At 73.9% G+C, this 11,555-nt stretch carries 7 protein-coding genes; 3 read left to right on the forward strand and 4 right to left on the reverse strand.

The genetic code is table 11. From position 1 onward, the window contains the following. Positions 1 to 355: 355 nt before the first annotated feature. Positions 356 to 904: a MarR family transcriptional regulator gene (locus tag ACH499_RS15050; protein WP_356207358.1), complete on the reverse strand. Its 549-nt coding sequence runs from the start codon at positions 902 to 904 to the stop codon at positions 356 to 358. Positions 905 to 1,041: 137 nt separating this feature from the next. On the opposite strand from ACH499_RS15050, the gene ACH499_RS15055 reads away from it, so the two are divergent. After that, a complete protein-coding gene (locus tag ACH499_RS15055; protein ID WP_399016423.1) occupies positions 1,042 to 2,319 on the forward strand; it encodes an MFS transporter in 1,278 nt (425 codons plus the stop codon). A 53-nt stretch (positions 2,320 to 2,372) separates the two neighbouring features. Here ACH499_RS15055 and ACH499_RS15060 read toward each other — a convergent pair whose 3' ends face one another. Both ACH499_RS15060 and ACH499_RS15065 read right to left on the reverse strand, forming a co-directional pair. Beyond that, the gene (locus ACH499_RS15060; RefSeq protein ID WP_399016048.1) at positions 2,373 to 4,022 is read right to left on the reverse strand and encodes a SpoIIE family protein phosphatase; all 1,650 of its coding nucleotides are present in this window, start codon (positions 4,020 to 4,022) and stop codon (positions 2,373 to 2,375) included. Positions 4,023 to 4,197: 175 nt separating this feature from the next. Continuing rightward, positions 4,198 to 5,568 (reverse strand): NAD(P)/FAD-dependent oxidoreductase, encoded by a 1,371-nt coding sequence (locus tag ACH499_RS15065; protein WP_356207352.1) that lies wholly within the window; start codon positions 5,566 to 5,568, stop codon positions 4,198 to 4,200. A gap of 374 nt (positions 5,569 to 5,942) precedes the next feature. Here ACH499_RS15065 and ACH499_RS15070 point away from each other — a divergent pair, with 374 nt between their 5' ends. Both ACH499_RS15070 and ACH499_RS15075 read left to right on the forward strand, forming a co-directional pair. Beyond that, a complete protein-coding gene (locus ACH499_RS15070; RefSeq protein ID WP_399016050.1) occupies positions 5,943 to 6,731 on the forward strand; it encodes a TetR/AcrR family transcriptional regulator in 789 nt (262 codons plus the stop codon). Between the two features lie 239 nt (positions 6,732 to 6,970). Then, a complete protein-coding gene (locus tag ACH499_RS15075; protein WP_399016052.1) occupies positions 6,971 to 8,833 on the forward strand; it encodes a sigma-70 family RNA polymerase sigma factor in 1,863 nt (620 codons plus the stop codon). A 305-nt stretch (positions 8,834 to 9,138) separates the two neighbouring features. On the opposite strand, the gene ACH499_RS15080 is transcribed toward ACH499_RS15075, so the two are convergent. Next, on the reverse strand, positions 9,139 to 11,274 hold the full coding sequence (locus ACH499_RS15080) for an asparagine synthase-related protein (protein ID WP_399016055.1): 2,136 nt from the start codon (positions 11,272 to 11,274) through the stop codon (positions 9,139 to 9,141). Positions 11,275 to 11,555: the final 281 nt, after the last annotated feature.

An 11,555-nucleotide genomic window follows, 5' to 3' on the forward strand; every position in this document is an offset into this window, starting at 1 on the left:
TTTCCAGGTTCCCGCTTTCGCGTTTCCCTTTCCGGCGGTTCCGACTCTATCAGATCCTTTCGGGCTCTGATTCCCCGTCAGAAGGGGTTGTCTTCGCGGCTGTTGGGCCGTTCCGACGTCCCAAACCTTAGCGGACTTTCCCGGCGTTTCCCAATCGGTGTCGAGTGGGTCGCAGAGTCCCGTCGGAAATTGAATTCGGACACGCCGAAACAGTCCCGAGGGAGAGTCGTGCTGGTGGTGTGGGGTGCCGCTGTCGCGGCGGAAGTCGTTGCCGGAGAACCGTTACGGCTCGGTGGCAACCCGGAGAACCTTACGGATCCACCAGGGGGCTGTCAAGCATCCCTGTCAAGATCTTTTAATCGAGGTCGCTGAGCCGGCCGCCGGCGTCGGGCTGGGCGTGCTCGACCCTGCGCAGAAGGCGGGTGAGGACCTCGCCGAGGGTGGTCCGCTCCTCGGCCGAGAGGTCCTGGAGGAGGTCCCCCTCGAAGACCGTGGCGAGGCGCATGGCCGCCATCCACTTCTCGCGCCCCTCCGCCGTCAGCTCGACGATCACGCGGACCCGGTTCGTCTCGTCGCGCTCCCGGGTGACCAGACCCTCCGCCACCATGCGGTCGATGCGGTGCGTCATGGCGGCCGGGGTCAGGCCGAGCCGCTTGGCGAGGTCGCCGGGGCCGAGCTGATAGGGGGCTCCGGACAGGACGAGAGCCTTCAGGACCTCCCAGTCGGTGTTGCTGATGCCGAGCTCGGCGGTCTGCCGTCCGTACGCGACGTTCATGCGCCGGTTGAGCCGGGAGATGGCCGAGACGATCTTCTCCACCTGGGGGTCGAGGTCCTGGAACTCGCGCTGGTAAGCGGCGATCTGTTCTTCGAGTGGCGGCTCGCCGGCGCCGGAGGTGTCGCCCATGGCCGCAGTATGGCACGCCCTTGCTTTGCCTTGAAGTCCTTCGTTATGTACTCTTTAGCTTCGAACTTTAGCTTCTAAGTCTTCAGCTCTAAGGGCTGGAGCTGGCGACCCAAGAGAGGGTGAACGTGACCAGGGCAATGGGCGCCGCGATGCGCCGGATCCACGTGGGCAACGCACTCAGCGCGTTCGGACTCGGCTTCACCGTCCCCTACCTGTACGTCTATGTGGCGCAGGTGCGGGGACTGGGTTCCGTGACGGCGGGTCTCGTGCTCGCCGTCTTCGCCGTGGCCGCGCTGATCGTCCTGCCGTTCGCCGGACGGGCCATCGTCCGGCGGGGTCCGTTGCCGGTGCTGCTGGCCGCCCTGGTCACCGCCGCGATCGGTGCGCTGAGCCTTGGTCTGGCGGCCACCGCGACCACGGTACTGGCGGCCGCCGCCGCGCTGGGTGCGGGCCAGGCCGTGATGCAGCCGGCGCTCGCCACGATGATCGTGGACTGCTCCTCGTCGGAGACGCGGTCACGGGCCTTCGCCATGCAGTTCTTCCTGCAGAACCTGGGGCTCGGCGTCGGTGGTCTCATCGGCGGCCACCTGGTCGACACCACGAGTGCCGCGTCCTTCACCCTGCTGTTCGCCATCGAGGCGGCGATGTTCCTGCTGCTGGTCGTGGTGATGGCGACCGTGCGGACGCCGCGTGCGCCGCACGTGGGTGACGCGCCGGGGCAGTCCGCCGGCGGGAGCTGGAAGCAGCTCCTGGGCAACCGCGCCATGGTCCAGCTCTGCGTGCTCGGTTTCGTGCTGTTCTTCGCGTGCTACGGACAGTTCGAGTCCGGCCTGAGCGCGTACGGCGTCGAGGCCGCCGGTATCTCGACCTCCGCACTGGGTACGGCGCTGGCGGCGAACACGCTGATGATCGTGGTCGCGCAGTTCGCGGTGCTGAAGTTCGTCGAGCGGCGGAAGCGGTCCCGTGTGATCGCCGCCGTGGGTCTGATCTGGGCCGTCGCGTGGGCGGTGGCCGGATACGCCGGGCTCGGGCACGGCAGCCAGACGATGGCGACGGCCGCGTTCATCTCGACGTACGCGCTGTTCGGACTGGGTGAGGCGATGCTGTCGCCGACGCTGGCGCCGCTCGTGGCCGACCTGGCGCCGACCGGGATGGCAGGGCAGTACAACTCCGCCTTCGCCCTGGTGAAGCAGCTCGCGCTGGCCATCGGGCCCGCCGTGGGCGGGCCGCTCGGTGCCTCGCTGCACGCTCCGTACATCGTGGCGTTCCTGCTGTTCTCGCTGGGCATCACGGTGCTGGCGCTGCGGCTGGGGCGGCAGCTCACGGACGTGCAGAACCAGCCGTCGCTGGCGCGGAGCCGGGTGGTCACGCAGGGCGGGGCGCCGGCCGGCGCCGTGGCGACCGCGGAGGTGTGAGCGAGGCCGTGACGGGCCGGTGCCCGTCACGGCTCACGGCTGGTACGCCGCGCTCACGTGCCCTGCTGCGGCAGGAGGAATTCGCACCAGACCGCCTTGCCGCCTCCCGGGGTGCGTCTCGACCCCCAGTTGGAGGCGATCGTGGCGACGATGGCGATGCCCCGGCCGGACTCGTCCGCCGGTTCCGCGCGCCGGCGCCGCGGCAGGTGGTCGTCGCCGTCGGTGACCTCGATGATGAGCCGGCGGTCGGTGCGGCGCAGGCGCAGCCGCATCGGGGGCGTCCCGTGCTGGAGGGAGTTGGCGACCAGCTCGCTGGCGGCCAGGACGCCCAGGTCGTGCAGGTCCGCGGGGAAGCGCCAGCTCGTCAGGACGCCGGAGGCGAAGGCCCGCGCGCGGGGAGCCGCCTCCACGCCGCCGAGCAGCTCCAGTGCGGCGTTGCGGAACAGCTCGGCCTCGGCGCCCTTGCGGGCGGGGTGCTGGAGGACCAGGACGGCGACGTCGTCGTCGTGGTCGGGGGTGACGCCTGACGAGCGGACCAGGCGGTCGCACATCACCTGGGGGCTGCCGGTCGCACCGGCCAGGGCGCGTTCGAGCGCGGCGATGCCCTCGTCCAGGTCCTCGTTGCGGCGTTCCACCAGGCCGTCGGTGTAGAGGACGGCGGTGGAGCCGGGGGTCAGGGAGATGGTGCCCGACGCGTGCATCCAGCCGCCGGTGCCGAGCGGGGGCCCGGTGGGTTCGTCGGCGCGCTGGACGGTGCCGTTCTCGTCGCAGACCAGGATGGGCAGGTGCCCGGCGGAGGCGTACACCAGCCGGCCCTCGTTGGGATCGTGGATGGCGTAGACGCAGGTGGCGATCTGGTTGGCGTCGATCTCGGTGGCGAGGCCGTCGAGGAGCTGGAGCACCTCGTGCGGGGGCAGGTCGAGGCGGGCGTAGGCCCGTACGGCTGTGCGGAGCTGGCCCATGACGGCCGCCGCGCGGACGCCCCGGCCCATGACGTCGCCGATGACCAGGGCGGTGCGTCCGCCGCCGAGGGTGATCACGTCGTACCAGTCGCCGCCGACCGCGGCCTCGGTGCCGCCGGGGTGGTAGGTGGCGGCGACGCGCAGGTCGTCGGGCTCCTCCAGTCCCTGGGGGAGCAGGGACCGCTGGAGGGTGACGGCGGTCTCGCGCTGGCGGCGTTCGCTCGCGCGGAGGCGTTCGGCGGCCTCGGCGTGGTCGGTGACGTCGGTGGCGAAGACGAGGACGCCGCGGCCGCCGTCGCCCTCGGTGACCGGCGTGCAGGTGAAGGTGTAGGACCGGCCGTCGGTGGCCTTGCGGGACTTGAGGGTGCGGGACCGGCCGCTGCGCTGCACCTGGTCGAGCAGCGGGAAGAGGCCGAGTTCGTCGAGCTCGGGGAGTGCCTCGCGGGCCCGGCTGCCCAGGGGGCGGGTGCCGAAGGCCGTGGCGTAGGCGTCGTTGACGTAGGAGATGCGGTGGTCGGAGCCGTGGAGGAGGGCGACGAGGGCGGGAACGCGGTCGAGGACGTCGCGCGCCGGCAGGTCGTCGACCGCCGGGACGGGCGGGGCCTCGTCGGTGAGCTGCTCGGCGCGGGCGGTGGGCACGGAGCCGTCTGCCCGCCGGTCCGGGGAGAGCGTCGTGTCGGTCCGCGCTGCGGCGCGGCGCTGCGTTCCGGGGAGTCGGGCGCTCCAGCGCGTGAAGTTCACGAATCCTTGCCTCGTGTAGTCGTCGGCGGCCGGTACCGGAACCGGCAGGGCCCGGGAGCCGCGCGGGGTGAGCGGCGGCCCGCCCGCGGTAATGGATCAGTCTGGCAGGGTGCCGACCGGGCCGACATCCGTCAGACGCCGGGCCGGTGCGGGGAGTTCCTGAGTCCGGTCAGGACTACCCCTTCGGGTTGCGCGGGGGTTCCTGGGAAGGCTTTCCACCGGCCGCGAGTTCGAACTCGGCGCGGGGATGTTCGAGTGACCCCAGCGAGACGATCTCCCGTTTGAAGAGTCCGGCGAGGGCCCATTCGGCCAGGACGCGGGCCTTGCGGTTGACGGTGGGGACCCGGCTCAGATGGTAGGCGCGGTGCATGAACCAGGCCGGGTAGCCCTTGAGCCTGCGTCCGTAGACGTGGGCGACGCCCTGGTGGAAGCCGAGGGAGGCGACGGAGCCGACGTACTTGTGGGCGTAGGTGTCGAGGGGCTCGCCGCGCAGGGCGTGGGCGATGTTGTCGCCGAGGACCCGGGCCTGGCGGACGGCGTGCTGGGCGTTGGGGGCGCACTCCCCGCCCGGCGCGGCGGTGACGTCGGGGACGGCGGCGGCGTCACCGGCGGCCCAGGCGTGGGGGGCGCCGTCGACGGCCAGTTGGGGGGTGCAGCGGAGCCGGCCGCGGTCGTTCAGGGGCAGATCGGTGGCGGCGAGCAGGGGGTGGGGTCTGACGCCGGCCGTCCAGACGACCGTACGGGTGGGGAAGCGGGCGCCGTCGCTGAGGACGGCGACGCGGTCCGCGCAGGATTCCAGGCGGGTCTCCAGGCGTACGTCGATGTTGCGGCGGCGCAGTTCGGTGACCGTGTAGCGGCCCATGTCCTCGCCGACCTCGGGCAGGATCCGGTCGGAGGCCTCGACGAGGATCCACTTCATGTCCTCGGGCGTGACGTTGTGGTAGTAGCGGACGGCGTAGCGGGCCATGTCCTCCAGTTCGCCGAGCGCCTCGACCCCGGCGAAGCCGCCGCCGACGAAGACGAAGGTGAGGGCGGCGTCGCGGAGAGCGGGGTCGCGGGTGGAGGAGGCGATGTCGAGTTGCTCGAGGACGTGGTTGCGCAGGCCGATCGCCTCCTCGACGGTCTTGAAACCGATGCCGTGGTCGGCGAGGCCGGGGACGGGCAGGGTGCGCGAGACCGAGCCGGGCGCGAGGACCAGTTCGTCGTACGTCAGCCGGCGGGGCCCGGTGCGCTCGTCCTCGGTGGCGAGGGTGCTGACGGTGGCGGTGCGGCCGGCGTGGTCGATGCCGTCGGCCTCGCCGACGACGACGTGGCACCGGCCGAGGACGCGGCGCAGCGGCACGACGACGTGGCGCGGGGAGATGGAGCCGGCGGCCGCCTCGGGGAGGAACGGCTGGTAGGTCATGTAGGGGTCGGGGGAGACGACCGTGACCTCCGCTTCGCCGCGCTCCAGTTCCCCCTTCAGGTTCCGCTGCAGCCGCAGGGCCGTGTACATCCCGACGTAGCCGCCGCCGACAACGAGAATGCGCGCACGTTCCTTCACCATCCCATGACGCACCCGCCGCCTGCGTTTGTCCACAGCCCCGGCAATTTGTGTGACCGGAGGCCGCTGCGGCCCCGGGTTGGCCGGATCCTCACGGTCGGCAGTGGCCGCGCAGGTCAGCGGGGGTGGAGCCGTGCAGGGAAGGGGGCATATTCCGGGCGTATACGACCCGTACTCCGATCGGGGGGCGCTCCGTGCGGAACCTGCCCCTTCTGAATTGACTCCCGCTCAACTATGTTCGTCCCACGGGGTGTAGGGGATGTGCTCAGGGGGGGTCCGCGACGGGCGGTCCGCCGCACCGGGTCCGTCCCGTGGCACCCGGCTTTCAATGGCGGGGAGAGTCTCCGGGGGGAGACGTCATTACCGGGGGATTGTCTATGCATGTTCAGGGCTCTCATTGGTCGTCCGCTGTCGCGCCCGGCGGTGCGGTGAGCACGGCGACGGGCGGCGGACGCGGGGACGGGTTGCGTACGGCGCCCCTGCGTGTGGACGCCCAGCGAAATCTGGAGCACGTGCTGCGCGCGGCGCGCGAGGTGTTCGGCGAGCTGGGGTACGGCGCGCCGATGGAGGACGTGGCGCGGCGCGCCAGGGTCGGGGTCGGCACGGTGTACCGGCGCTTCCCGAGCAAGGACGTGCTGGTGCGGCGGATCGCCGAGGAGGAGACGGCCCGGCTCACCGATCAGGCCCGGGCGGCGCTCGGGCAGGAGGACGAGCCGTGGTCGGCGCTGTCGCGGTTCCTGCGCACGTCGGTGGCCTCGGGTGCCGGGCGCCTGCTGCCGCCGCAGGTGCTGCGGGTGGGGGTGTCGGACGAGGGTGACGGCGCGTCCGCGGCCGGTGAGCCCCGGGTGCCGCAGCAGCGGGTGCAGCCGGGCTCCGGTGAGCTGCGGCTGGTGCCCGAGGAGGCGGCCCAGGCCGTCGCTCCGCCCGCCGGGACCTCCGTCGGCGCGGAGGACGACCACGGCGCGGCGGCGCTGCTGGAGGTGGTGGGCCGGCTCGTGGATCGCGCGCGTGAGGCGGGTGAGCTGCGGCCGGACGTGTCGGTGTCGGACGTCCTGCTGGTGATAGCCACGGCGGCGCCGGCGCTGCCCGACGCGGCCCAGCAGGCGGCGGCCTCGGCACGCCTGCTGGACATCCTGCTGGAGGGCCTGCGCTCGCGTCCCGCGTGATCCCGGGCGCTGCGGGGCGGGGCCACGGTCCCGTCCCGCACCCGGGGGAGCGGGCCTCGCCGCCGACGCCGGCTCCTTCCCGCCGAAACGGGGCCCTTTCCCCGAACGGGTGACCGTCATCCCCGCACCGTGGCAGGAGTCCACGGACGGGTGACCGCCCATCGCGCGGGTTTCTGACCAAAAGCCGATATGGCACGCTGGCCCGGTGTTCGGGTGGGCAGGCGGCGGGGGCTTCCGCGATGAGCGTTGACGGGCGGGACGGAGCACACGGTGACGGACCCGGTGAACCTCCACGGGTGCCGGGCCCGGGCGGCCCCGCGAGCGTCCCGCGGCAGGGCGGTGTCCCGGCCCAGCGGGGGCTGCACGAGGACAGCCTGCTGCCGCCGCCGCGCGAGACGCCGCCGTCCGACGCCGAGCTGATCGTCCTGTTGCGCTCGGGCGACGACACGGCCTACGCGGAGCTGTACCGACGCCACGCGGACGCGGTACGCCGGTACGCGCGCACGTGCTGCCGGGACGCGCACACCGCGGACGACCTCACCGCCGAGGTGTTCGCCCGGGTGCTCCAGGCGGTGCGCGGCGGTTCCGGCCCCGAGCACGCCGTACGCGCGTATCTCCTGACGGCGGTCCGGCGCGTCGCCGCGGGCTGGACGCAGTCGGCCAAGCGTGAGCATCTGGTCGACGACTTCGCGGTGTTCGCCGCGCAGTCCGCGCGCTCCGCCAAGCCGGCGGACGACGACACCCTGGAACTGGGCGCCGATGTGCGCGCCATGCACCGGGCCGAGCAGTCCATGGCCATGCGGGCGTTCCGGTCGCTGCCCGAGCGGTGGCATGCCGTGCTGTGGCACACCGAGGTCGAGGACGAGTCGCCGAGCGAGGTGGCGGTGCTCTTCGGGCTGGACGCCAACGGCACCCGCGTACTCGCCAGCCGTGCCCGCGAGGGCCTGAAACAGGCCTATCTCCAGGAGCACGTCAGCGACGCCATGGCCGCCGACGAGGAGTGCGCCCGCTACACCGACCTGCTCGGCACGTACGCCCGCGGCAGGCTGCGCACCCGGGCGGAGCGGGGGCTGCGCAAGCACCTGGAGGAATGCGCCAGGTGCCGGCTGGCGGCCATCCAGATCGAGGAGGTCGCGAGCGGCATCCCGGCCGTGGTCCCGGTCGCGGTCATCGGCTGGTTCGGCGCCGCCGGGTACGCCAAGGTGGCCGGGCTCGTCGCCGGAGGCGCGGGCGCGGCCGGCGCCGCGGCCGCGGCGGGAGGCGGCACGGCGACCTCGGAGGGCCTGGGCGCACCGGTGAAGGCCGGCATCACGACCGGTGTGGTGGCCGTGGCCGCCGCGGCGGCGCTGGTCTTCGCCCTGACGGGCAACGAGGCCCCGCCCAAGACCCCCGCGAAGGCGGCCCCGCCCGCCTCCTCCCCCGCGGCACAGCCGACCCCACCCACCCCCACACCCCCGAACCACACCCCCCGCCCCCCGGCGGCACCCCCCGCACCGTCCCCCACCCCCGCACCCTCCCGTCCCTCGGCGCCCTCCCCCGCCCCGGCCCCACCCCAGAAGCCCACCCCGAAACCGACCTCGCCCACACCCCCGAAGCCCACCCCGTCCCCCACTCCCTCCCCGACCCCGTCTCCGACAGAGCCACCGCCGCCACCGCCGCCGCCCGCCCCGACCGTCTACCGGTGGAGCGAACTGCCGTACGACATCACCGGCGACGGCACGGGCCCCGAGATGCGACTCGCGGAGAGCACCTGGGTGTGGCAGCGCTCCGCCCTGTCCGTCGACGACCGCCGGTACCCGCACGGCGTCACCGTCCACGGCCGCTCCTCCGTCACGATCGACCTCAACCGCACCTGCTCGTCCTACGACGCGCTGGTCGGGGTGGACGACCTGACGGCGAAGCTCGGCAAGGTCCACTTCTCCGTTGAGGCCGACGGCGTACGACTCTGGAACTCCGGAATGATCAAGGGCGGCGACGTGCCCGTACCGGTCCACGTGGACATCACGGGCCGCGCAACGATCCGGCTGGTGGTCGAACCGCACAGTCCCGTGGACACCATGGCGCTGGCGGACTGGGTGGAGTCCCGGTTCACCTGCGCGTAGGGAGACGACGGTCAGCCGCGTACGGCGGGAAGGGGACGGGTCGGGGGGTGTCCGCCCGCAGTGGTTGGCGCGTCAACGCCGACACATCTCGGCCAACCGATTCCGCGCCGTTCCGAGGACGGACACCCCCCCCGACCCGTCCCCGACCCACAAGACCACCGAACGCGCACCGCGCACCCCCACCGGAGCCGCACAGGCCGCCGCAGGCACCCCACCAAGCACCGAACCCCCACAGGCCCCGCAGGAACACCACGCACCGAACCGGCCCAAGCCGCCGCAGGCACCCGCTGGCACCCCCGGTCGCCCTACCCCCGCCGCACCACAGCCCCCGCCCCGCCCAGCGCCCCCCGCTGAGGCGCGATCCCCGCGGGCACCGCCCGCTGCCGCGCCGGCGTCCCGGTCCAGCAGGTCCCGCGCCGGGCGAGCAGCCGCCGCAGCCACAGCTCGAGGGAGACGAGCCCGGCCAGCCCGTCCAACGGCAACGGCTCCCCCGCGGCCGCCCCGCGCACCGCCTCGCGCACGACCCGCGCCTCGACCAGCCCCGCCTCCGCGAGCAGCGGCGTGTCGAAGAGCGCCAGCAGCGAGTCGGCCGCGCCCCGCAGCCCCGCCCGCGCGGCGGACACCGCCAGCGCCTGCGTCGGCGCCCCCCACCCGCTCGGCAGCCCGCTCACCCCGGCCCCCTCCAGCACCGACCGCAGGATCGCCGCCCGCGCCCCGGGCTGGACGCGCAGCGCCTCCGGCAGCGCACGGCAGGCCCGTACGACCTGGTTGTCGAGGAACGGCGCGTGCAGCCGCTGGAAGCGGATCTCGGCGGCCTGCTCCAGCACCCGCACCTCGGCCGCCTGCCGCGCGAGCGCAGCCCGCGCCCGGAAGTCACCGGGCCGCTGCCCCGGCCCGATCCCGGACCGCTGCGTCGACGCCTGGAGGCGAACCGATACTTCAGCGAGCGCCTCTCCGGTCAGCCACCGCGCCGCCGGCCCGGGCCCGGCCCAGGTGAGCACGGCGAGCGACGCCTCCATGGCCCCGCCGGCACCCCCGCCCGAGCCGCCGAGTTCGTCGAAGCGCCGCCGCAGCAGCCGCTCGGCGAGCCCCTCGACGCCCGCCCGGTAGGACGTACGGGACAGCCGCCGGGCGGCGGCGTACACGCGCGCGGGCACCAGCACCGAGCCGTCCGCCCTGGCCATGGCGGCGACGGGCCGTACGAGATGGCGCCGCTTGCGGTCCATCAGCAGGTCGGCCAGCCGCGCCGGATGGGCGTCCAGCACCTGCCGGGCCCCGTACCCGGTGAAGTGGTCCGCGCTGCCCGCGGCCAGCCGTGCCCGGTGCCGGGCCGCCGAGACCAGGCAGGAGCCGGGTTCGTCCGTCAGGGGAACGTCGAGCGCGGCGTACGGCAGGACGTCCTCGCCGCCCGTGACGACGACGTGGTGCAGCCGCGGGTTGGCGGCCAGTACGCCCGCCCGTTCCAGCTCGGACTCCCGCCCGCCGACGGCCAGGTCGTTGAAGGTGACGGCGAGCAGCCGCTCCCCCGCCCCGGTGCCGTGCCCGAGCAGGGTCCCCGGCATCCCCGGCAGCCCGGCGGCGAGCAGCGCGAGCGTTCCCGAGGCGGGGCCGCCCGACAGGTCGGCGCCGATGCCGGGCACCGGCATCCCGCGCGCCGCGCGCCGTTCGGCGGGCCCCATGCCGGGCACCGGACCCGGGTCGATGCCGTCCCCGGGGACGTGCCGGGGCGCGGCGAGGCGCGTCCGCACGGCTTCCACCAGCGCGTCGCGCACGCCGTCCACGGCCCGGTCGGGGTCCGCGGCGGGCGCCGCGACGGCGAGCGAGGCCACGGGCTCGTATCCGGCGATCTCCCTCGCCCCGGCGCGCAGGATCAGCGCGTGCCCCGGCGGAATGCGCTTCACGCCGTCGTACGGGGTGGAGTCGTCCAGCGCGGCCGGTACGTCGGGGGCGGCGAGCAGCGCGGCGAGGTGGCCGAAGTCGAGGTTGGCCTCGACGAGGTCTGCGAGGGGCAGCGCGGCGGTGGCGTAGGCGGTGCCGCCCGCCCAGGCGGTGTGGAAGACGGGGCGTGCGCCCGCGAGATCGCCGCAGACGGTGATGCGGCGGCCGACCTGGACGACGGCGGTGTAGCTGCCGGGCCAGGCGGTCAGGTGCCGCAGTGCTCCTCCGCGTGCGGCGAACAGCCCCACCCGGAGCTGCTCGTCGGTGGCGCCGCAGATGCCGAGGACGGCGATCCGGGTCTGGGGGTCGGCCGTGACGACGCGCACCTCGTCGGGCCGCCAGTCACCGACCGCCCACAGGGGGTCGGGGTCACCCCACAGGAGCTGGGATCCCACGGGCTGCACCGTCTCACCGTCGTACCCGGTGGCACCGGCGGAGCCGCCGGCCCCCGCGCTCCCCGCGGCTCCCACGGCGGTGCTGCTCCACCCCACCAACCACCGCATCGACGCCTCCACAGGCTGGGGAACCAGTGCACCGTACGAACTGGTTCCCCATGCTGCCATGAAGGGCACGCCGCGGAGCGTCGGCGGAGCCGTGTGTGCTCCCATGAATGCGCCCCCGCGGCTCCCCTCGCGAGGGCGCCAACTCCCGCCCGCCGCGCTCCGGTCGGGGAGCGAAGGCCGCTGGAGGGGTTCGATCGGCGACGCGAATGCGCCCCCAGAACGCGCCCCTTGACTACCCAACGCGCCCTCAAGTTCCGTGGTGAGGGCGCTGAAGCACCCCT

Source organism: Streptomyces sp. NPDC018947, from assembly GCF_044390505.1.
In the GTDB taxonomy this organism is placed as follows: Bacteria; Actinomycetota; Actinomycetes; order Streptomycetales; family Streptomycetaceae; genus Streptomyces.

Excerpts from the sequence above, each read along its gene's own strand:
- ACH499_RS15050 (WP_356207358.1), bottom strand. The coding sequence starts at position 904 with ATGGGCGACACCTCCGGCGCCGGCGAGCCGCCACTCGAAGAACAGATC.
- ACH499_RS15055 (WP_399016423.1), top strand. The coding sequence starts at position 1,042 with ATGGGCGCCGCGATGCGCCGGATCCACGTGGGCAACGCACTCAGCGCG.
- ACH499_RS15065 (WP_356207352.1), bottom strand. The coding sequence starts at position 5,568 with ATGGTGAAGGAACGTGCGCGCATTCTCGTTGTCGGCGGCGGCTACGTC.
- ACH499_RS15070 (WP_399016050.1), top strand. The coding sequence starts at position 5,943 with ATGCATGTTCAGGGCTCTCATTGGTCGTCCGCTGTCGCGCCCGGCGGT.
- ACH499_RS15075 (WP_399016052.1), top strand. The coding sequence starts at position 6,971 with ATGAGCGTTGACGGGCGGGACGGAGCACACGGTGACGGACCCGGTGAA.
- ACH499_RS15080 (WP_399016055.1), bottom strand. The coding sequence starts at position 11,274 with ATGCGGTGGTTGGTGGGGTGGAGCAGCACCGCCGTGGGAGCCGCGGGG.